Annotated in this window: 20 protein-coding genes; 8 read left to right on the top strand and 12 right to left on the bottom strand. The window is 35.3% G+C overall.

Going from position 1 to position 22,203, the window contains the following annotated elements:
• Nucleotides 1-91 precede the first annotated feature (91 nt).
• From OQ292_RS25700 to OQ292_RS25690, 3 genes are all read right to left on the bottom strand, one after another.
• Nucleotides 92-778, bottom strand: a complete 687-nt coding sequence (locus OQ292_RS25700; RefSeq protein WP_284687051.1) for a GDSL-type esterase/lipase family protein — start codon at nucleotides 776-778, stop codon at nucleotides 92-94.
• 178 nt (nucleotides 779-956) lie between these two features.
• Entirely contained in the window at nucleotides 957-2,672 is a 1,716-nt protein-coding gene (locus OQ292_RS25695) for an IlvD/Edd family dehydratase (RefSeq protein ID WP_284687050.1), read from the bottom strand.
• Between the two features lie 28 nt (nucleotides 2,673-2,700).
• Entirely contained in the window at nucleotides 2,701-3,606 is a 906-nt protein-coding gene (locus OQ292_RS25690) for a GntR family transcriptional regulator (protein WP_284687049.1), read from the bottom strand.
• A gap of 167 nt (nucleotides 3,607-3,773) precedes the next feature.
• Here OQ292_RS25690 and OQ292_RS25685 point away from each other — a divergent pair, with 167 nt between their 5' ends.
• The gene (locus tag OQ292_RS25685) at nucleotides 3,774-4,562 is read left to right on the top strand and encodes an SDR family NAD(P)-dependent oxidoreductase (RefSeq protein WP_284687048.1); all 789 of its coding nucleotides are present in this window, start codon (nucleotides 3,774-3,776) and stop codon (nucleotides 4,560-4,562) included.
• A 4-nt stretch (nucleotides 4,563-4,566) separates the two neighbouring features.
• Here the strand turns inward: OQ292_RS25685 and OQ292_RS25680 are convergent, their stop codons facing one another.
• The 3 genes from OQ292_RS25680 to OQ292_RS25670 form a co-directional block, all read right to left on the bottom strand.
• Complete coding sequence (locus OQ292_RS25680) at nucleotides 4,567-5,235, bottom strand: hypothetical protein (RefSeq protein WP_284687047.1); 669 nt, start codon at nucleotides 5,233-5,235, stop codon at nucleotides 4,567-4,569.
• A gap of 30 nt (nucleotides 5,236-5,265) precedes the next feature.
• A complete protein-coding gene (locus OQ292_RS25675) occupies nucleotides 5,266-5,763 on the bottom strand; it encodes a barstar family protein (RefSeq protein ID WP_284687046.1) in 498 nt (165 codons plus the stop codon).
• Between the two features lie 91 nt (nucleotides 5,764-5,854).
• On the bottom strand, nucleotides 5,855-6,535 hold the full coding sequence (locus OQ292_RS25670) for an NADPH-dependent F420 reductase (protein ID WP_284687045.1): 681 nt from the start codon (nucleotides 6,533-6,535) through the stop codon (nucleotides 5,855-5,857).
• 171 nt (nucleotides 6,536-6,706) lie between these two features.
• Between OQ292_RS25670 and OQ292_RS25665 the strand changes: the two genes are divergently transcribed.
• On the top strand, nucleotides 6,707-7,087 hold the full coding sequence (locus OQ292_RS25665) for a winged helix-turn-helix transcriptional regulator (RefSeq protein ID WP_284687044.1): 381 nt from the start codon (nucleotides 6,707-6,709) through the stop codon (nucleotides 7,085-7,087).
• Between the two features lie 52 nt (nucleotides 7,088-7,139).
• On the opposite strand, the gene OQ292_RS25660 is transcribed toward OQ292_RS25665, so the two are convergent.
• The 5 genes from OQ292_RS25660 to OQ292_RS25640 form a co-directional block, all read right to left on the bottom strand.
• Nucleotides 7,140-8,399, bottom strand: a complete 1,260-nt coding sequence (locus OQ292_RS25660) for a glycoside hydrolase family protein (RefSeq protein ID WP_284687043.1) — start codon at nucleotides 8,397-8,399, stop codon at nucleotides 7,140-7,142.
• A gap of 77 nt (nucleotides 8,400-8,476) precedes the next feature.
• The gene (locus tag OQ292_RS25655) at nucleotides 8,477-9,991 is read right to left on the bottom strand and encodes a RagB/SusD family nutrient uptake outer membrane protein (protein ID WP_284687042.1); all 1,515 of its coding nucleotides are present in this window, start codon (nucleotides 9,989-9,991) and stop codon (nucleotides 8,477-8,479) included.
• 29 nt (nucleotides 9,992-10,020) lie between these two features.
• A complete protein-coding gene (locus OQ292_RS25650) occupies nucleotides 10,021-13,389 on the bottom strand; it encodes a SusC/RagA family TonB-linked outer membrane protein (RefSeq protein ID WP_284687041.1) in 3,369 nt (1,122 codons plus the stop codon).
• 205 nt (nucleotides 13,390-13,594) lie between these two features.
• Nucleotides 13,595-14,602, bottom strand: a complete 1,008-nt coding sequence (locus tag OQ292_RS25645) for a FecR family protein (protein ID WP_284687040.1) — start codon at nucleotides 14,600-14,602, stop codon at nucleotides 13,595-13,597.
• 67 nt (nucleotides 14,603-14,669) lie between these two features.
• Nucleotides 14,670-15,293, bottom strand: coding sequence for an RNA polymerase sigma factor (locus OQ292_RS25640; RefSeq protein ID WP_284687039.1), 624 nt, complete (start codon nucleotides 15,291-15,293; stop codon nucleotides 14,670-14,672).
• A gap of 248 nt (nucleotides 15,294-15,541) precedes the next feature.
• Here OQ292_RS25640 and OQ292_RS25635 point away from each other — a divergent pair, with 248 nt between their 5' ends.
• The 6 genes from OQ292_RS25635 (at nucleotide 15,542) to OQ292_RS25610 (ending at nucleotide 19,935) form a co-directional block, all read left to right on the top strand.
• Nucleotides 15,542-15,826 carry a hypothetical protein gene (locus OQ292_RS25635; RefSeq protein ID WP_284687038.1) on the top strand — a complete coding sequence of 95 codons (285 nt, stop codon included), beginning with the start codon at nucleotides 15,542-15,544 and terminating at the stop codon, nucleotides 15,824-15,826.
• Nucleotides 15,827-15,883: 57 nt separating this feature from the next.
• The gene (locus OQ292_RS25630) at nucleotides 15,884-16,291 is read left to right on the top strand and encodes a DUF3052 domain-containing protein (RefSeq protein WP_284687037.1); all 408 of its coding nucleotides are present in this window, start codon (nucleotides 15,884-15,886) and stop codon (nucleotides 16,289-16,291) included.
• Nucleotides 16,292-16,582: 291 nt separating this feature from the next.
• Nucleotides 16,583-16,975, top strand: coding sequence for a response regulator (locus OQ292_RS25625; protein WP_284687036.1), 393 nt, complete (start codon nucleotides 16,583-16,585; stop codon nucleotides 16,973-16,975).
• A 169-nt stretch (nucleotides 16,976-17,144) separates the two neighbouring features.
• The gene (locus OQ292_RS25620; RefSeq protein WP_284687035.1) at nucleotides 17,145-17,837 is read left to right on the top strand and encodes an HAD family hydrolase; all 693 of its coding nucleotides are present in this window, start codon (nucleotides 17,145-17,147) and stop codon (nucleotides 17,835-17,837) included.
• A 2-nt stretch (nucleotides 17,838-17,839) separates the two neighbouring features.
• Complete coding sequence (locus tag OQ292_RS25615; RefSeq protein ID WP_284687034.1) at nucleotides 17,840-18,463, top strand: chloramphenicol acetyltransferase; 624 nt, start codon at nucleotides 17,840-17,842, stop codon at nucleotides 18,461-18,463.
• Nucleotides 18,464-18,600: 137 nt separating this feature from the next.
• Complete coding sequence (locus OQ292_RS25610; RefSeq protein WP_348970664.1) at nucleotides 18,601-19,935, top strand: gluconate:H+ symporter; 1,335 nt, start codon at nucleotides 18,601-18,603, stop codon at nucleotides 19,933-19,935.
• Between the two features lie 158 nt (nucleotides 19,936-20,093).
• Here the strand turns inward: OQ292_RS25610 and OQ292_RS25605 are convergent, their stop codons facing one another.
• Nucleotides 20,094-22,199: a bifunctional aldolase/short-chain dehydrogenase gene (locus OQ292_RS25605; protein ID WP_284687032.1), complete on the bottom strand. Its 2,106-nt coding sequence runs from the start codon at nucleotides 22,197-22,199 to the stop codon at nucleotides 20,094-20,096.
• Nucleotides 22,200-22,203: the final 4 nt, after the last annotated feature.

The following is a 22,203-nucleotide window of genomic DNA, read 5'->3' as shown; positions in this document are numbered from 1 at the left end:
AGCTTATTAATTACTATAAAGTTATTTCTTGGTTTCGGTTCTACTATCCTGCCCTATCTGAGAGAAAAGGGAGTTCACCAAAACAGTGATTTCACTTTAAATGTGGAGCGATTTTCTTTTGCCAAATTGCATAGCCTTTGTCATTCATATGGAGACTATCTTCCAAGAAAATACTCATAGGAGGTTTACCGTCCTCATCTAACATGGAGTCCCAAACATCTACAAATTCAACCTTTTTATTTTGAGCTATAAAAGCTGATATCAGTTTATTTGTATCCTGCATTTTATCTTTCAAATCCCATTTACTAGGACTAGGTTTGATGGAAATATAAACTATTGAAGTATTGGGAAATTGCTGTAAAATACAGTTGATTAATTTTTCGACACTGTAAGCTGTTTCTGATGCTGTTTTGCCTACAGATAGATCATTCTCACCAATGTATATTACAACCTGTGATGGTTGATATGGAAGTATCAGTCTTTCTTTATAGAAAAGTACATCTCTGGTTTGAGCTCCACCAAAACCCCGGTTAATGATTTCTTTGCTTGGAAAGTAACCTGCTACATTTTTCCAAAGTGTGAAAGATGAACTGCCTATAAATAGTATTTCTCCCTGTTTAGGTGGATTTTGTCTATCAGCTTCTTCATACTTGGCAATGGCTTTTTCCCAAAATTGTGGAGTTATAGGTTGATCTTCTTTTTTAAAAGAACCGCAAGAAATTAAGATAATGCAAAAAAATATTGATGGTAGAATTGATCGGATCAGCGCTTTGTTCATTACTGCAATATTTACTGATGTGAAAATACTGATAGGCTACAGTATCTCCAATTTAGAAATCTTTCTCTTTATTCAGTAATCAAAACCCGTTTATTAAAGCTTACTCTTGGTTGAAAACAAATAAACCCTTCTGAAAAAGGGTTTATTTGTTTCTTACTATGGATTCTAAAATCAAACTTTAATGAGAATCTCTTAATACCACACTAGTAGATTTACCTTTTAAAAAGTCTAGATCAACACCTTTTTCTGCTTGCTCAACATGTTTGATATACAATTGCACATATCCACGATTATATCCCAAATCTGGTGCTTGCCAACTGCTTTTACGTCTTTCTAACTCCACATCTGATACAAATAAATGCAGCCTCTTTTTGGCAACATCCACTTCAATCTCATCACCATTTTCTACTAAAGCCAAAGTTCCACCTGCCGCTGCTTCTGGCGATACATGTAAAAACACTGTTCCGAAAGCTGTTCCACTCATACGACCATCTGAAATACGCACCATATCAGTTACACCCTCTGCCAATAGTTTTTTGGGAATTGCCATATTTCCAACTTCTGGCATACCAGGATACCCCTTAGGACCCACATTCTTTAATACCAAAATGCAAGAAGCATCTACTTCTAGCTCAGGATCATTTATTTTCTCGTGGTATTCTTCTATGTTTTCGAAAACCACCGCTTTACCTCTGTGTTGCATTAACTCTGGTGTTGCAGCCGAAGGTTTTATAATGGCTCCATTTTCACACAAATTACCTCTTACTACGGTAATGCCAGATGCTTCTTGAAATGGACTTGCAGGAGTTCTGATAACATCTTCATTATAGCAACTAGCAGTTTTTGCATTTTCTACCAAAGAATTTCCATTTACTGTAATTACATTTTGATGCAATTTTTCTGCTAGAACTTTTACAACTACCGGTAAACCGCCTGCATAATAAAAGTCTTCCATAAAATATTTGCCTGATGGTTGCAAGTTTACCAACAATGGAATTTTACTGCCTAAATCATCAAAATCATCGAGATTGAGCTCTACACCTACTCTACCAGCAATTGCCAACAAGTGCAAAACAAAGTTGGTAGAACCACCAATGGCTGCATTTAATATAATAGAGTTTTCAAACGCTTCTCTTGTTAAAACCTTAGCAGGAGTTAAATCTTCTTTTACCATTTCAACAATCCTTCTTCCTGAAAGTTGAGCCAAGACTTTTCTTCTGGAATCTGCTGCTGGAATTGCCGCATTCTCTGGCAAGGTTAAACCCAAAGATTCTACCATACATGCCATTGTTGAAGCTGTTCCCATTACTGCACAATGTCCATCACTTCTGCACATACAAGCCTCTACAGAGCGCAATTCTTCTTCTTCCATTTTGCCAGAGCGAACAGCTTCACTCATTCTCCACACATCCGAAGTGGCAATGGGTTTTCCTCTATGGTGCCCAGTAAGCATAGGTCCACCTGAAACGGCGATAGTGGGTAAATCTACACTACAGGCACCCATTACTGAAGCTGGTGTAGTTTTATCGCATCCTACAAGTAACACTACACCATCAATAGGGTTGGCTCTGATGGATTCTTCTACATCCATACTCATTAAATTTCGGTAGAGCATGGCTGTAGGCTTAATTAATGTTTCTCCTAATGACATTACCGGAAATTCTACCGGATAACCGCCTGCTTCAAACACACCTCTTTTTACAGATTCTGCCAACTCTCTAAAATGACCATTACAGGGTGTTAACTCAGACCATGTATTACAAATGCCAATTACAGGTTTGCCTCTAAATTCATCATCTGGAATGCCTTGATTCTTCATCCAAGCACGATAAATAAATCCATCTTTACCTTTTTTACCAAACCATTGTTGACTGCGTAGTGCTTTCATTTTCATAATATAATTTAGTAATTTATCTTATAGCTCAATGAGCATTTTTACTGAAAACCAAATCTGTCATGCTAGCTTTTGCATCTTCTATATGGTATTGCAATAATGCTTTTGCTTTATCAAACTGCCTATTAAGCAAGTTATTAATAATTTCAAGATGTTGCTTAATTACCCTCTCAATTTTTGTGTGATCGTATTCTATCTGCCACAAATGATAAGTTATAAGTGTAAAAAGACTGTTGTAAGATTTTTCAATATAACGGTTTCCACAAGCTCTTAGCAAAGTATAATGGAATGCCCTTTCTATTTCTGCTAGTGCATGAATAGATCTGTTTTTTTCCAACAAAATTTGTAAATGGTTCGATTTCAACTTTTCCAATTGTTGCCAAATAACATCTTCATCAGACATGTTTTGAAACTTACTAAGGGCATAACCTTCATAAAGTTTTCTCGCAGAAACTACTTCCTCAATCATATCCATGGTTAGAGAAACTACTTCCCATTTTTGCCGAGGCGATTTTTTAATGATACCAGTTTGCTCAATTTTCAATAATACTTCCCGAACTGTTACTGTATTACAATCAAAAGCTTTTGCCAATTCTAACTCGGCAAATCGATCTTTGGGTTTTAACTCATAAGTCGAAAGTTTTTTTAGAATCAACTTTTCTATTTTATCTGCTTTAGAATTATCTAGTTCTTTAGAAGTATAAAAGTCATTTTTAACTGGTCTTCTCAGTACCATTTTATTGCTACCGTCTTTCAACACAATTCCTTTTTCACTGAGTAAATCCACAACCTTGCGTATAGTAGTTCGGCTTACTCCTAAGTCATCGGCCAGTTTTTCTTCTGGTGGCAAACCACAAGGTACACTCGGTAGCTTTACCAGAAATTCCAACATCTCATTGGTGGTATTTAATATAAGTTTGCTAAGTTTTGACATCCTCAAAATTAAAAGAGAAACTTAAAAGTATAATTATTAATAAAAGATTTTTTGTATTTTTATTAATAACAAAACACACCTTTTTATTAATAGAGATCAGCAGTTTTGTCTTTGATCTTTCGGAAGGAAGAACTACCTTTTAGCCAGACTTATAAATTAACCATTATATGAACCAACTAACTTTTGAAGAACAAACTGCTATTGTAACTGGTGCAGGAACAGGTATAGGTTTTGAAATTGCTCGACAACTTTGCAAACAAGGTGCTGCTGTTTTACTGAATGATATTGATGATAAAATAGCCGACAAAGCAGCAACAAAAATTAAATCTGAGGGTGGAAAATGTATTGCCTTAGCAGGTGATGCTGGTAATATAGATTTTATTCAAAAATTGGTAAACTTAGCAGTATCTGAATTTGGTCAATTAAATATTGCTATTGCCAATGCAGGAATAACTACCTATGGTTCTTTTCTGGATTATTCACCAGAAAGTTTCCAGAAGATTATCCATCTAAATTTACAAGGTTCATTTTTTCTGGCTCAAACTGCTGCCCGCCAAATGAAAGCTCAAAAAAGTGGTGGAAGAATTTTACTAATGTCTTCTGTTACTGGTGTTCAAGCGCATCCTTATCTGGTGCCTTACGGTATGACAAAGGCTGCCTTACAAATGCTGGCTAAAGGTTTGGTTTGTGAGCTCTCTCAGTTTGGCATTACTGTAAATGCCATTGCTCCGGGAGCTGTTGTAACCGAACGAACCCTTTCAGAAGACCCAGATTATCCTAAGGAGTGGTCTAAACTTACACCTACAAGAAATGTAACTTATCCGAAAGATGTGGCACAAACAGCTTTGTTTCTAGTTTCTCCACAATCGGGGCAGGTAAATGGACAAACTATTGTAGTAGATGGAGGTTGGTCTGCCACCAGCCCAACCCCCGATTTAGATTTTCCAGAGGGTTAAAGTCTTAAGCGAATTGTTTAAAAAAATCAACCCAGTATAAAGTATAATAGATGGCGAAAAATATAACACCCATTATTAGAATGTATTTACCATGTTTTCTGTCTGATTCTGAATAGACATAAACTCTTTCGCCATTGGGTAAAGTTTTCTTAAATGTAGCTAAGTGCCAACCAATAAAAACGCCTAATAAACCTCCTAAAAAAGCAAAAATGTAACCTGCATTTCGCCATGAGCTATTACTCTTTTCAGGTTTAGATAATTCTTCATTCCTTTTCTTCTTTAATGTTGAAATGAATTCTTCATCTATCTGCTTTCCTCTACTTATCAATATTTGTTGAGAAAGTTTATAATCCACTGCATTCCATTCATCTGGTTTAATTAATATCTCTATTAATTCTTCATCGGTAAAATCAAATAAATAATAGTCTTTAGGAAGATCTTCAATTGAAATATCTGAAGTATCAACCAGCAACTTTTCAGTGGATTCAAAATCTGTTTGTTTGAGCTTCACATAATACTCATTCAACAACTTATTGTTGGAGAAAGTAATATCAAATGTTGGTGAGGCATCTTCAACTTCATATTCAATATTGTTAGTTTTCAATACCTCAACCAAAGTATTAGCATCCTCTAAGTTGCCAAATCTTCTAAAAGTTAAAAATCTCTCTTCCATATCTACTATTTGTTATGTAAAAAAACTATTTCAATTCCGAGTATCATCAAACCATTCTTCATTATTCCAATGGGGTGTATTTCCACCTATTTCTTCAAAATAAATATTTGGGTCAGTTGATTGAATAAGTACAATTAATTTTTGTCCAGCAAGTAACCACTCTCTAGAGGTTTTGGCTATTATATCCAACAAAGCTTCACATAGCTTTTTATCATAGGCTGCTAAATAATCAAAACACCTAAAAACGAAGACCAAGCCTTCATAACTTGTATTATACATATCTCCTAAAGAATCATTAAATGCATTTAAATTTTCTCCATAATAATCTGGAAACTTCAAATGTTCTTTTAGATTTTTATGCAGATTGTTTGGCTTCCAATTTCTAACATTCATGTCATAAACCTCAAAACGATGATCTGTAAACCAAAGAATATGTTTATCTAAAATGCCATTCTTGTAATACATACAAACTGCACCGTTTTTTAGAATCTGATAATCTAAACCAGTATTATTTTTATTAGAAGACATATTTAGCATTTATAATTTACAACACTAATTAAGAACAAAAAGAGCCAGAATATAAATATCCTAGCTCTTTATATATAAGTCAAATATAATTTCAAGCATTTTGCTGAATATGGAAATTGAATTCGACTGTGCCTAAATTATCCCATAGTTTCATCCAAACTGGTAATAACATTTCTACTCCCCTTGCTGTGCTGATGTCTCCTAAATCCAATATGTTTTTCTGTTTCCAGCCAAAACTATTTAATATCTCTTTTACAGCTTCTTTGGCTGCATCATCATTACCAGACACAAAAATAGAATGATCGCCTTGTACCAAACTTGGTTTTACCATTAAAAAAGAGCTCATGGTATTGAGTGTTTTTACCACTTTTAAGTTTGGAAAAGCACGCTGAATTTGCTCTGCCAAAGAGTCTGAATTTCCGGGGTTAAGTGTTGGTGGCATTCCATTCGAAAAGTCTAAGGGATTTGCTACATCAATCAAAATTTTATCGCCTAAACTATCTGCTTCTGCTTGTTGTAAAATTTTGATCGACAACATCCCTGAGGTACAGTTAAAAATGACACTTTCTGCAAAAGCAGCAGCATCTTTAAAGGTTTGTAAACCAATATTCTTATGTGATTCGTACCAATAGGCAAAAGACTTTTCATCGTTTTTATTCGCTAGTGTTTTTTCTACTTCTCTAGTACCAATTACAACTTCGTGACCCAATGTATTTAATTTTTCGGCTATCGTTTTTCCTACTATTCCTGTTCCTAAAACTGCTATTTTCATTATAATAAATTTTAGTATAAATAATTAATTTTATTTACTTTTAATATTTACTATCAAAAGTATAGTTTTGGAATAGATGTGTCAAGATGGTGTTAAACTTGATAGACACTATCATATATGATAGAATAGTTGAATATCAGAGCATTATAAATTGAAAAAATTTTAAAAAAAATGAGAATCAAAGACGATGACTTCAAATTTGTGATAGAAGGTAAAGATTATCACTGTGCTATGGATGTGGCTGCCACATTTGTTGGTGGAAAATGGAAAACAATTGTGCTTTGGTATTTGAAACATGGGAAGAAACGATTTACAGAACTTAAAGCGATGATTCCCGCAATTACAGATAAAATGCTTTCGCTACAACTTCGCTCTTTGGAAAGTGATGGCTTTGTAAGTAGAAAAGTATATCCAGAAATTCCACCCAGAGTAGAATACGAATTAACCGAAGAAGGTAAAACGCTAATACCATTACTAGACGCAATGGCAAATTGGGGAATAAACAAAGCAAACCGACATGGAGAAATGGTAAAGTTGGAAAATCAAAAATAAAAAACCATCTGACGATTAGCCAGATGGTTATACATTTAAATATTTTTTCTAATCACATAGTAGTAATCGCATCTTTACCCAAATATCGTCTAAGTGCTTCTATAAAATAATAGTCGGCATAGTTAAGCGGTTCATCTATTTCTGAGTTTGCTGGCAGATTTCCGGTAGCATGCTTTAACAAAAAGTAATTGTTTTCACCGGGTTTTGCCAAGTATTGGTCTGATGCAAGACTCTCTAAGATTGCAGTTGCTTTTTCCTTATATAATTGACCTTTATCTGCATCTACGTAGTTGGCCAACTCAAAAAGGGCTGAGCTTACAATTGCTGCAGCCGATGCATCTCTAGGTACATCTGGAATTGACGGATCGTTAAAATCCCAATAAGCTACCAAGTCTTCTGGTTGATTCGGATGATTTAAGTAAAAGTCTGTTGTCTGTTCTGCCTGTTTTAAGAATACTTCTTTTTTCGTTTCTCTAAATGCTACAGTATAACCATAAATCGCCCAAGCCTGACCTCTTGCCCAAGAAGAACTATCTGCATATCCTTGGTGGGTTACTTTCTCAAGTACATCTCCAGATTCTGGATCGTAATCTACCACATGCCAAGTGCTTCCATCTTCTCTAAAATGGTTTCTTAAAGTAGTAAGCGCATGTTGCTCTGCTATTTTATAGAAGGTACTATCTCCACTTTCTTTTGTTGCCCAGAAAAGTAATTCTAGGTTCATCATGTTATCTATAATTACTGGGTATTTCCATTCTTTAGACCAGTCCCAAGATTTGATACAACCCACAGTTTCGCTATAGCGACTAATTAAAGATTTTGCACCTTGCAACAAAATTGGTTTTGCAGACTCAACACCTCCAATGTTTAAAGCATTACCGAAACTGCAATACAACATAAAACCGAGATCGTGTGTGTGTGTAGCATCTTTAAGTGGCTCAAGTGGAGCAGTTCTGGCTTTGGCTGCTGCCAATACTTTTTCATCTTTGGTTAAATCGTATGTGTACCACAACGAACCGGGATAAAAGCCCGAAGTCCAATCTCTGATTCCTACTAAAATTGTTTCTCCATTTTCTACACTTCTAGGATATTTATCCAACCCAGTATAGTTCTTATCTGCCAATAATAATTGTTCTGCAATTATTGTAGGCAAATTGCTAAGCTCAGATTTTCCAGTTAAACTTTCATCTACAAGTGCCTCATCATCAGACAATACAGTTTCAGTATTTTTTTGTGAACAACTAAAGAGATAGAGCGATACAAATAAAAAAATTATAAAATTGGCTGGCTTATTCTCAAAAGGTTTTTTCATAGAATTTTACAACATTAATAGTAAATCAGAAAAAGACTCCAGATGAGCCTTTTTCTATAATATTAAAACATTATCAATTAATAACCCGAATTTTGTGGTAGTAAATTGGCATTTCTTTCCAGTTCGTCTTGTGGTAATGGAAACAAATAATCTCTGCTTGTATTTACATTATCGTGAGGTTCTAAAGAGTTTAAACCAGTAAATACTTCTACCAACATATCTCTTCTTTTAATGTCGTACCATCTCTTGAATTCGAATGCTAATTCCAATCTTCTTTCTTCAAGTACTGCAGTTCTGAAATCACTTTGAGACATGCCATCTGCCAAATCTGCTGGAAAATCAGTTACTGTTCCTGCCCAGTTTCTTGCTCTAGTTCTTACCTGATTAATATAGCCCAGAGCATCTGCTGTTGGTCCACCAGAAACTTCGTTGATTGCTTCGGCAGCAATTAATAATACTTCAGCATATCTAAATAATACATAGTTGTGGTCTGAGTAGCGTGTATCTGCATTTGAGTTACCCGGATAGCGGGCAAACTTGGCAATATGTGGTCTTTGCACTTGCTGATATTCTGTATAAGGAGTTGCTACACCGCCAACCGAAGTGGTATCTTCTAAACTTACTTTTCTTCTGTAATCGCGGGCATCCCAAGTATTATAAACAGCCATGCTCGGTACACTCACACTCCATCCATTTTGATCTGCTCCACGAATACCTGTAATTGGTCCCATAATATCATCATTGGCACTACCACTACCCGATTGTTGACCTAGAAAATCTACTGCAAAAATATGCTCTTGTAGGTTATCTGCCTGATCTGCGATGTATAATGTTTGGAAATCATCTTCTAAGGCATATCCAAATCGATCTTTATTATTAATTACCCAAACAGCTTCGTCTGCAGCTTGTTGAAAATTACCTAGAGTTAAATGAATCGAGGCTAACATGGTTGCTGCTGTACCTGCAGTTGGTCTGGTTCTTACATCACCTGAGTGTACATCTGGTAAGTACTCTTTGGCAAATTCAGTATCTTCAATAATTTTAGTATATATTTCTGATACAGAGGTTTTGGCAATGGATTTTACAGCTTCTGGATCACTCACAAAATAATCGATATAAGGAATTTCACCAAAGATTCTTACTAAATGGTAATAGGCAAAGGCTCTTACAAATCTAGCTTCTGCTTCTAAGGCATTTTTTTCTTCATCAGTAGCATCAATTAATTGCACTCCATCTATCGCAGCATTTGCCGCACTCACTACCTGATACAAACTTGGCCAAAATGCAGTTACCATTCCGTTGTTTGAGTCCATATCGAAATCGTTTACTTGTTGGCGACGTGCTGGTGTTCCTTTATCTCCAATATCACACATATCGCCACGAAGTTGTAAAGTAAGCGAAAGCTTTCTACCAAAAATAGACTCAGATGCCAAATGGCCGTATGCTCCATAAATGGCTGCCTGTACATCAGAAGGTGTCTTGAAAAAACTTTCAGGGGCTAATACTCCGACTGGCTCTTCTTCCAAATCGGTACAAGCCAGAAATGAAAGTAGCAATGGAAATATGATTAATTTATTTATATATCTTTTCATAATTACTATGTTTTTAGCGCTGAATGTGATTAAAATCCGATGTTTAAGCCTACTGTATAAGATTTAGCATTTGGGTAGCTACCATAATCTAAACCAAGGTTTCTGTTGCCATTTGTAGAACCAGAAGTATTGTAGTTTACTTCAGGATCGAAACCAGAGTAATCTGTAATTGTCAGTAGGTTTTGAGCACTCACATAAATTCTTGCCGAGCGAATTTTTAATGCTTCAGTTGCAAAAGTTGGTAGGTTATAACCTAAAGAAATGTTTTTCAATCTGATAAAACTTCCATCTTCTACCCATCTGGTTGATGGTTTGTAAGCTCTGCCTGGATAAACTTTTGGTATATCAGTATCGGTGTTTGTAGGTGTCCATCTGTTTAATGCAGCAGTAGTTGCGTTATTAGAAGCCGATAATCTGTCTAATTCCATTACAGAAAAATTGTAGATATCATTTCCTACAGAAGCTTGGAAGAAAATATTTAGATCGAAGTTTTTGTACTTAAAATCATTATTTAATCCCCATATAAAATCAGGATTAGGATTACCAATAATGGTTCTGTCATCATTATTCAACTGGCCATCTGGTGTGTTTGTCAATTCATTGTTTTCATCTCTACCACTTATATCTCTGTATTTTTCACCACCTGCTTCTTGTTCGAAACCAGAACCAGAAATAAATTCGTCTCCTTCTTGGTAAACACCATCATAAATATAACCATAGAATACACCAACTGGCTGGCCTTCTCTTAGAACTTGTGTATTACCAATACCTACCATGTGACCCGGACTTGACCCGTATTGAATTTCATTACCGTCTGGTAATTCCAATACCTTATTTCTATTTAGTGAAATATTGAAACCTGTAGACCATTCAAATTCTCCAACCAGATTATTAGAGTTTATACTAAACTCGAAACCTTTATTTTCTACCACACCAATGTTTTGGAGTTGAGTACCATAACCAGAATACTCAGGTAAAGGAACACTAAACAACAAGTCGTTTGTTCTCATGTAATAATAGTCGGTTACGATGTTTAGTCTACCACCAAAGAGGCCTACATCTAAACCAATATCTGTTTGAGTAGTAGTTTCCCAAGTTAAATTATCGTTTGCTACAGAAGTTGGTCTTACAGCATTTACTGGTACTCCCCCAATTACTGTAAACTGAGATGAGAAACGTGCTAATGTTTGATAAGGTCCGATGGCACGGTTACCAGTTTTACCATAACTGGCTCTTAATTTCATATCAGAAATTGCTTCTATATCTGACATAAATGCTTCGTTACCGATGTTCCAAGCAATTGCTCCTGAAGGGAAAAACGCCCATTTGTTGCCTTCACTAAATATTGATGACCCATCGTATCTGGCTGTAAAAGTAAGCAGCAACCTCTCGTCGAAATTATATTTAAGTCTGCTATACCAAGAAGAAATTTCCCACTCACTTAAATTAGAAGAAGGGTTTTGGTAAACTGAACCTCCGTCTAAATCCCAGAAAGAAACTGCATCGGTAATAAATGACTGGCTGTGTGCTCCCCAGCTCTCACTGCTAGAAGATTGATAAGAATAACCTGCTATAGCTTCAAAATCGTGCTGTAAGCCAAATTTCTTATTATAAGTAAAATAGTTTTCATTTAAAACTACTGTATTTCTATCTGTGTAAATACCTGCATCTCCACCTACATTGGCACCAGCATTAATTAAAGTTGAAGTATACTGGCCTAATCTACCATAGTTGATTGCACCACCAGCAGAAACTCTAAATTTAAGATTGTTTAAGATTGAATACTCTCCATAAAAGTTGGTTTGTAGTCTATCTTCAGAATCTTGATTAGTTCTCTCTCTTGCAACTGCAACCGGATTATCGTGTGGATCACCTACTCTATTTCTTGTGTAAGTTCCATCTGCATTGTAAATACCAAGAGTTGGCTCAAATTTAAAAGCAGCTGCCACTACACCTACATTATCTGCACCACCACTTCCCTCTTGTGTAAGTGATCCATTTTTGTCTGCTCTTCTAGCAAAAAGATTCAATCCGAGTTTAAATTTATCAGAAGCTTTAAAATCAAGGTTAGTGGTTAAAGAATATCTTTTATAGTTAGACTCTAATAGAATGCCTTCTTGGTCGTAGTAAACACCCGATACATAATAATTCACTTTGTCATTACCACCAGAGAATGAAAGCTGATAGTTTTTGATGCTTCCTGTTCTAAAAATCTCATCTTGCCAATCTGTATTTTCTATGTTGTTTAAATCATAAAATCCCGGAGTTCCTTCATTTACATATTCTGCAAACTGAGTCCCATTTAAAAGGTCGAGTTTTGAGATTACTTCTTGGCTCGAAAAAGATGATCTAAAATCGACTCTCATTTTTCCTTCTCTACCTTTTTTAGTAGTAACCATTATCACACCATTGGCACCTCTTGAACCGTAAATGGCAGTTGCAGAAGCATCTTTTAATACTTCCATAGATTCAATGTCTTCTGCTGGTGGTAATGTACCGCCAACAAAACCATCAATTACAAATATTGGGTCACTACTCGCATTAATAGATGTACCCCCTCTCACTCTTACTTTAAAGCTTGCTCCTGGCTCACCATTGTTTGCGGTTACTTGCAAACCTGCTGCTCTACCTTGCAAAGCTTGTACAGCTCCAACTGATGGATAAGCTGTTAGCTCTTCACCTTTTACAGAGGAAACAGACCCAGTTAAGTCGCTCTTTTTTACAGTACCATAACCGATTACCATTACTTCTTCTAACTGAGCAATATCTGCAGCTAGATTAACATTAACAGTACTTTGGTTTCCAACTGTAATTTCTTGCGTAAGGTAGCCTATGTAGCTAAACTGAAGCACATCTTCAGAAGCAGCTTCAATGTTATATGCACCATCTATATCTGTTGTTGTTCCAGAAGATGTTCCTTTAATAAGGATACTCACACCTGGTAAAGGATCGCCACTTTCACCATCTACCACTGTTCCAGAAATTTTCATTTGGGCAACATCTGTAGTAATTACCTCTTCAATTGGAGGAGAGAAAACTGTTCGTTTTTTTACTATAATGTTATCGTTGATTCTTTTAAAGGTAAGGTTGCCTTTTTGCGAAACATGTCTGAGAATATCGCCCAGCGTATTAGTGCCACTAGGAAATACAAATTGCTCATTTTTAGCAATTACGTTGTTTTCGTAAGAGAAGTAAAAGTTTGTCTTTTCTTCAATGGTTTCGATTAACTGAGTAAGCGAAATGTTTTCAGATTGAAGTACCACCTCAATCTCATCTATGCTTTTTTGGGCAAGGCTGTTACTGGCATAGAGAATTCCTCCTAAAAATGCCTGTAAAAACAATCCTATAGTTCCATACTTTACCATTACGATGATTTGTCGTATAATTTTCAATTTCATATTTTTGATATGTTTAGGTGAAACATGTTTTCTCTAAGCCATTTCATCTTTGTCTACACCGGCCAAAGTTTAGATACTGGGATGAAATGAATTTTGAATTTTACCGAAGGTATTTTATACCTTCGGTTTTTTTATGGCGACTAAGCGCTATGTTGAGTTTTTCTTTTCATAGGCATTACATACTGCTTTGTTAAAATAGGCTGTGTTACCAGATAATTACTTTTTCTTCCTCTTTCATTATCTTGAATTGAAAGTCTTTTGATTCGCTAATGATGTTTAGCACTTCTTCTAAAGATTCATTAGAAAATGTTGAGGTATAGGCTTTTTTACTAAGTTTTCTTTGTACAATAATTTTAAAGCCATACCATTTTTCCAGCTTGCTGAATATCACTTCGGGGCTTGCATTTTTAAAAACCAATAAGCCATCTTTCCAAGCGATTAGCTCTTTATAATCAAATGGTGATTTTTCAAATATTTCGGTTTTAGCTGTAATCATTTCTCCGGGAGCTAGTAACATTTCTTGCTTGGTATTTACATCGCTTACTTGCACACTACCCTCTACCAAAGCAATTTGTATTGTTTGCCCCGGTATGGCTTTTACATTAAAAGATGTACCCAAAACTCTGGTTTGTACAGATCCTGTTTTTACTATAAATGGGCGGTTAGGGTCTTTTACTACTTCCAGATAAGCCTCACCAATTAATTCAATTTCGCGGGTATTTCCAGAAAATTTTTCGGGGAATTTTATGGTACTTCCAGAATTCATTTTCACTAAAGTACCATCAGAAAGTTTAATGGTAGACTTTCTACCCCAAGGAATTTCTCTTTCTATAATTTTTGGTGTTGATGCAACTGTTTCTTCTTGCAAGAGTACTTTGCTATTGTATCGCTGATACACGAACCAAACACCTATTAATAGTAAAAATGAGGCAGCAATTTTTACCATTAAACTACCAACACCAGCAGATTTTTGTACAGATAATTGATAAGTTTTTGTTGATGATGTTTGTGTATGGATATTTTGCTGTAGCTTTTCCCAATTCGATTTTTTAGATATTTCTAGGTGATCTCTATCTTGCTCCCAATAAGTTTTTAGCAACTCAAACTCTTGCTGATTTTCAGAAGAACTTTGCACCCATTCTTCCAAAATCAGCTTTTCTTCGGAGCTACATTCGTTTGCTAAATACTTTATTATAATGCTATTAATATCCATATAAGTCTGCCTTTACTTATATAGACTGTGCTACTCAAAAAACACATGACAAGGAAATGAAAAATTTTTAAAAAAATATAAGAAGTAATAAAACTAATGTGAGTTTTTCTATCACATGCTTTCTAATTTCTGACTTATTTTGTCTGTAGCTACTCAATATTTTTCGGAGTTTTTTAATGGCTCTACTAAGCTGAGTATCTACCGAACTTACAGAAATACCTAATTGCTCAGCTACTTCTTTATACTTTAAGCCATTAACTCTTACCATTTTAAAAATAAGTGCAGACTGTGGAGATAAGTTATCAATTGCACGATCTAAATGCTGTTTAAGCTCATCATTTAAGGTTTGCTCTTCCGGTGTGAGGTTGTTAGACTGCCTGTCTGGCAACTGATCTAAAAAAACATGATGCGATGTAAATCGATTTTTTTTAAGATAATAATCGTAGAGTAGGTTTTTTGCAATGCCTAATAGATATGCCTTAGTGTTTTCAATCTCGCAGTTCTCTTGTAGCTTATTCCAGAGTTTTAAAAATGCCTCGTAAGCCAACTCTTCTGTAAGCCTCTTGTCAGATGTTTTTCTTAACAAAAAGACATACAAACTATCATAATGCTGATTATAGATCTCAGCAAATTTTTTTTCGGATACAAGCGATTCCGAACTATTACGATAGTTTCCTGACCTGCTTTTCATTTTCATTTTACTCTACATGTACCTAAAAAATTAAGTACACTTAAAATTATATATTTCCTTAATTGCCCTTTAAAAGGAAAATTAAGTTAGCTAATTAATTACCTAAAGTAAAATTTATTTGTGGGTTTAAAAAAATCTGAATCGAGAAAATTTCAACTTTCTAATGCTAATACGTTTTAAATTCAGCTTTTCAGGATTAAAAACCGTAATTATATTTACTAAGCACTTAGATTTTAAATTCTCTAGTTTTGATTATCTTTTTTATCATCATCCACCTCTTATATACAATCCATGTTAGTGTAAAAATCTATAAATCTGCTTACTTAACTCCAGCTCAAAAACGCCTAAATATTTTACTTACCATTTTAATCCCTTTTGTGTGGGGTAACTTGGCACTTAGCATGATTAAACCCTCAAAAGTTGAGGTGGTAACCAAGAGAAACAGATCGGGGAAAAAGGCAAAATTCTCAGATAATTGGGAGCAACTTACTGGTAATGGTCTTTCAGACAATCATAGTTCTGATTCTTTCTAGAATTTTTTTAATCAATTGAGTAACTTAAATTGGTAATTCATTACAAATAGCTTTCTCATGTCAAATACTAGATCGGGTTATTCTGGTAAACCGCTTTATCAAAAACTAGGGATTAAAGATACATTTAACTGTCTGTTTATCTCTGCACCAGAAAATTATATCGATTTACTTGAATGTCCATTTGTGCCTTTATCTAACAAAGCACCTTTTGATTTTATTCATGTTTTTGCGAAAGAAAGAAAACTGCTAGAACAACATATACAAGCAAACTTAAAGTTGCTCAAACAAGATGGCATGATCTGGATTTCGTGGCCAAAAAAAGCATCAAAAGTACAAACAGACATTACCGAAGATGTGATTCGGGAAGTAATTTTGCCAACAGGTCTGGTTGATATTAAAGTTTGCAGTGTAAACGAAATTTGGTCTGGATTGAAAGTGGTAATTCGCAAAGAGAACAGAACATAAATCTTCGTTTCTACACCTATCTAATTATGCATTTGGGAAAATATATACCAATTAAACACTTTCATAACATCGCGTTTATTTATACAATTCTCTTGTTTTTTGAATGAAAAAGAGTTTTTTTTGATAACTAACTGCGTTGTAACCATCAAAATACTTTATAAAGTATTTTTTCTATACTATTTGCCTAGTAAAGATCAAATTTTTTAGAGAAGTATTTAACATTCTCATGTTGAATATTTCATATACTATCATAATATCTAAAATTACTAAACATCGTTCATTGCATTAATTATGATTCTTATTGAGAATGAATTCTTAATTGTCGAAGATCATTATATAGATTTTGAGATAATTAAGATCAAAATTCAACAGCACTTCCCAAATATTGATTTTGTGAAATCTATAAATGGGCAAGAAGCCCTAGACCTTATTCAAAAAAGGATTGATCAGCTGAAAGGTTTACCCGGAGTTATTTTGTTAGACCTACATATGCCATTCATAAATGGATTTCAATTTTTGGAAGCATTCAAAAATATATACCCTGATTACTTAGCGAAACCCAAGATTATTTTGCTTACAAGTTCCCTTAATCCTGATTATAAAAGGCTCGCAAATGAATATAAGGTTGATGGTTTTATGATTAAACCGATATGTATCAACACACTCAAAAGCATACTTTGGTAGAATATACCAATATTGTTAGATTGTGTCCGGTTATCAAATTTCTTTTTGCCCTTTCCTAAAATTTTGTCAACTTCGAGCTAATTAAGGACAAGTCCTCATTTCACTAATGAGCTTAACTCTGATTATCAGTTAGTTACAATTTATTTTGTCCAAATTTTAATTAAATGCTATGAAAGAGCAAATCAAAGTTATTGCATTCGATGCCGATGATACACTGTGGGTAAACGAACCATATTTTAGAGAAACTGAAGAAAAGTTTAGCCAGATGATGGCCGATTATCTTCCACAACACTCTGTTACAAAAGAGCTGTTTAAAGTGGAAATAGATAATCTCCCGCTTTACGGTTATGGTATAAAAGGCTTTATGCTTTCGATGATCGAAACTGCCATTAAAATCTCTGATAAAACCATTAAGGTTGATACCATTGAGAAGATTCTGGAAATTGGTCAAGAATTACTGCAAAAACCCATCGAACTACTCGACGACATTGAGGAGGTTTTACAGCAATTACAAGGAAAGTACAAACTGGTAATGGCAACCAAAGGAGACTTACTAGATCAAGAAAGAAAATTGATTAAGTCTGGATTGGAAAAGTATTTTCACCATACAGAGATTGTGTCTGAGAAAAAAGAAAAAGAATATACCAAGCTAATTAAGCATCTGGATATAAAACCAGAAGAGTTTTTAATGATTGGTAACTCACTTAAATCTGATATTTTGCCTGTGCTTAATCTCGGTGCTCATGGTTTCCATATTCCGTTTCATACCACTTGGGAGTATGAAAAAATTGATACTGAAATAGATCATCCTAAATTCAAACAGTTGAGCTCGGTAAAAGAAGTTCTTGACCACCTCTTATAATTATGAAAAATATACTTGATATAGAAAACTGGCCAAGAAAGGAACATTTTTACTTTTTTAGCCAGTTTGACGAGCCTTTTTTTGGCGTTACTGTAGAAATTGACTGTACCCAAGCTTATAAAAAAGCCAAAGCATCTGGTGTTTCTTTTTTTCTATATTATCTGCATAAATCGTTATTGGCAGCAAACAAGATCGAAAGTTTTCGCTATAGAATCGAAGGAAAAGAAGTAATCATTCACGAAAGTATTAATGCTTCGGCTACTATTAACCGACCTGATAATACTTTCGGTTTTAGTTATATTCCTTTTCATGAAAATTTCGATAAATTTTTAATTGCTGCGAAAGAAGAAATTGCCCATGTACAAGCAAGTAAAACCTTGTTACCTTCTAAATCGGGAGACAATGTAATTCACTACTCATCTTTACCTTGGTTAAAATTTACTTCTCTTTCGCATGCCAGACATTTTGTCTACAAAGACAGCGTACCTAAAATCTCTTTCGGCAAATTATTCGATAAAGATGGAAAGAAATACATGGCTTGTTCTATCCATGTGCACCATGCACTCTTAGATGGTTATGACGTTGGCAAACACGTAGACCTTTTTCAGGAACTGATGAATAGTTAGTCCCTGAATCTGGTTTTTTGAAGTGTATTATCACTTTTAGTAGTATAAATTCCCCCCTAACAAAGCAAAATTTGCGATTGACCACCTTCCCATTCTTTGAGAATACTAATTAAATTGTATATTGAGCAAATTTTGTAATCAACAAACTTCATGTAATGCCTCTAATTATTGTTTTGTTAGGGATTCTCGCCCTAGTTATACTCATCGGATATTTTAAACTGAATGCTTTTATTGCCTTTATTCTTGTTTCACTTGGTGTTGGTTTGGCCGAAGGAATGGCACCCGAAGCCGTCTCCGAAGCAGTACAAAAAGGTATAGGCAGCACACTTGGTTTTCTTATTATTATTCTTGGTTTTGGTGCTATGCTTGGTAAACTTGTAGCAGACAGCGGTGCTGCTCAGCGAATAACCCACAGCCTTATGAAAGCCTTTGGTAAAAAATATTTACTATGGGCATTACTACTTACTGGTTTTATAATCGGTATCCCTATGTTTTATTCAGTAGGGTTTGTAATTATGGTTCCACTGGTATTTACAGTAGGTGCCATTTCTAAATTACCACTTTTATATATTGGTTTACCCATGCTCTCTGCACTTTCTGTAACACATGGTTATTTACCTCCTCACCCTGCCCCTTCTTCGCTTGTTGTAATATATGGAGCTGATCTGAGTACTACACTTTTATATGGAATGTGCGTAGCTGTTCCAGCAATTATCTTAGGCGGACCAGTTTTCGCACAAACATTAAAAAAATATAATCCGAAACCATTGGCAGAATTTTACAAAGCTGAAGTGTTAGAAGAAGATGAGATGCCTAGTTTTTTCATCAGTGTATTTACTGCTTTGCTTCCAGTACTTTTATTAGGTTTCGCTCCTTTGCTTAAGCTTTTGGTTGAAGAAGGTTCATCAGCTGGTAAATTCATTTCATTTATTGGAGACCCAATTATTGCCATGATAATCGCCGTTGTAGTCGCTATTTTTACTTTGGGAGTAAACAGAGGTAAAAAGATGGAAGATGTAATGGGCTCGTTAGAATCTGCCATTAAAAGTATAGCTCCCATTTTATTAATTATTGCTGGAGCTGGAGCATTAAAAGAAATTTTAATTGAAAGTGGAGTAAGTGATTATATTGCCAGCTTACTAAAAGATGTTTCCATTTCTCCTTTAATTCTTGCTTGGGGTATCACTGCAATTATTAGAGTCTCTGTTGGATCAGCTACTGTAGCAGGACTTACCAGTGCAGGAATTATGTTACCATTTATCGGTCAAACTGGTGTAGACCCTAACTTAATGGTATTGGCTACAGGTGCAGGCAGTTTAATGTTTTCTCACGTAAATGATTCTGGCTTCTGGATGTTTAAAGAGTACTTTAATCTCTCTGTAACAGATACTATTAAAACGTGGTCTGTAATGGAAACCATTGTTTCTGTTGTCGGACTGGTTGGGGTATTAGTTTTAGCACAGGTGATTTGACCAAGGTCGATTGAGTGAAAAATTTACTAGTTATCACTTCCAACAAAATTAAAAAAAGCGATTATTCAAAACTCAATCATAAAAAAAAGGAAGCTCATACAGCTTCCTCTTTTAATTTTCAAACCTATTATTATTATGATTGGAAATACATAATTCGATTATCTTACAAAGGCAGTAGCAACCCCTCCATCAACATTTAATATATTACCTGTACTTTTCGAAAGATCACCTCCAACAAAAGCAAATACACCATTTGCAATATCGGCTGGCAGAATGATTTCATTCATTAGTGTTCTTTTTGCATAGAAAGCAGGTAATTCTTCTACTGTAATTCCGTAAGCTTTAGCTCTTCCTGCTGCCCATTTGCCTTCCCAAATTTTTGAGCCAACAATTACTGCATCAGGATTCACTACATTTACTCTTATTTTATCTGGACCAAGTTCTGCTGCTAACAAGCGAGACATGTGAACCTGAGCACCTTTAGCTGTTCCATAACCGATGTTGTTAGGGCCAGCAAACAAGGCATTTTTAGACGCTATGTTTACAATATCGCCACCTAAAGCTTGCTTGCGCATTACTCTAATAGCAGCTTGAGAAACCAAGAATTGACCTTTTACAATTACATTTTGAAGTAGATTCCAGTCGTCTAGTGTAGTTTCATCAACTGGTTTAGAAATTGCCAGTCCTGCACAGTTTACAATAATGTCTACACCACCAAAAGCCAATGCTGCATGGTCAACTGCTGCTTTCACAGAATCTTCGTTTGTTACATCTGAGGTTACCCAGCTAGCTTGGTCTTTACCAAAATCTGCACCTGCTTCTTCTAACCTTTCTTCACTCAAATCGGTTAAAACAACACAAGCACCTTCAGCAGCAAGTTTATCGGCAATAGCTTTACCGATTCCACCACCACCGCCAGTGATTAATGCAACCTTTCTAGACAATGGTTGCTCTTTAGGCATACGTTGCAATTTCGCTTCTTCTAGTAACCAGTACTCAATATCGAAAGCTTCTTGCAATGGCAAAGATGTGTAAGACGAAACTGCTTCAGCACCTCTCATTACATTAATGGCGTTCACATAAAACTCGCTCGCTACTCTTGCAGTTTGCTTGTTTTTAGCGAAAGTAAACATACCTACACCCGGCCATAAAATTACTACAGGGTTCGCATCTCTTACTGCTGGACTATTATCTCTTTTGTGAGAATCGTAATATTCTTTGTAGTAAGCTCTGTAATCTTCGAAAAGAGGCGTTAGCTTTTCTTTGATAGCATTTGCATCAGACAAATCTTCGTCTGCTGCAAAATTTAATACCAAAGGTCTAATTTTAGTTCTTAAGAAGTGGTCTGGACAGCTCGTTCCCATTGGAGCTAGTTTATCCAAATCTTTACTGTTGATGAACTCCAACACACGGTCGCTATCTGTAAAGTGACCTACCATTCTGTTTTCGCTTGAGCAAAGTCCACGTAATAATGGCGCAATTGAAGACGCTTGCGCTTTTCTATTTTCAGGCTTTAAAGACTCAATAACAGTACCTCCAAAAACTGGCTTACCTTTTATGCTTTCTTCAAGGTATGATGAAGCTTTTTCAATTACCTCAAGGCTGTTTATGTAGCACTCGTAGGCAGTATCACCCCAAGTAAATAAACCGTGGTTTTCTAATACAATACCTCTTATTCCCGGATTTTCTTCTAAACAAGCAGCGAGTTTTAATCCTAAGTCAAAACCCGGACGTTGCCAAGGCACCCAACCCATTGTTCCTTCGAATAACTCGTCAGTAATTTTCTTGCTATCTTTTGATGCTGCAATCGCGATTAATGCATCAGGGTGCAAGTGATCAATATGCTTAAAAGGTAAAAAGCCGTGAAGCGGAGTATCGATTGATGGTGCTTTAGAATCAAGATCGTAGATACAGTGGTTAAACAATGCCACCATTTCGTCTTCGTGTTCTAAACCACGATATATTTTTTTAAGATCGTGTAATCTGTTTTGGTAAAGACCTGCAAGTCCGCTTCTTTTTAATGTTCCAATGTCGCCACCAGAACCTTTAATCCACATCACTTCAGTTTCTTCTCCTGTAAGCGGGTCTTTTTCAATGGTTTTGCAACTGGTGTTTCCACCACCGTAATTAGTAACTCTTAGATCGGCACCCAACATATTTGAGCGGTATAGTAACAGTGCTACTTCATCTCCTTCAAGCTTTGCAGCTTTTTCATCATCCCACAGATAATCGACATATTTAAACTCTTTGCTAACTATATTCATGATT

The organism is Chondrinema litorale, assembly GCF_026250525.1.
In the GTDB taxonomy this organism is placed as follows: Bacteria; Bacteroidota; Bacteroidia; order Cytophagales; family Flammeovirgaceae; genus Chondrinema; species Chondrinema litorale.
Note: the sequence above shows the minus strand (reverse complement) of the source record. Positions and strands in the feature narration are given on the sequence as shown.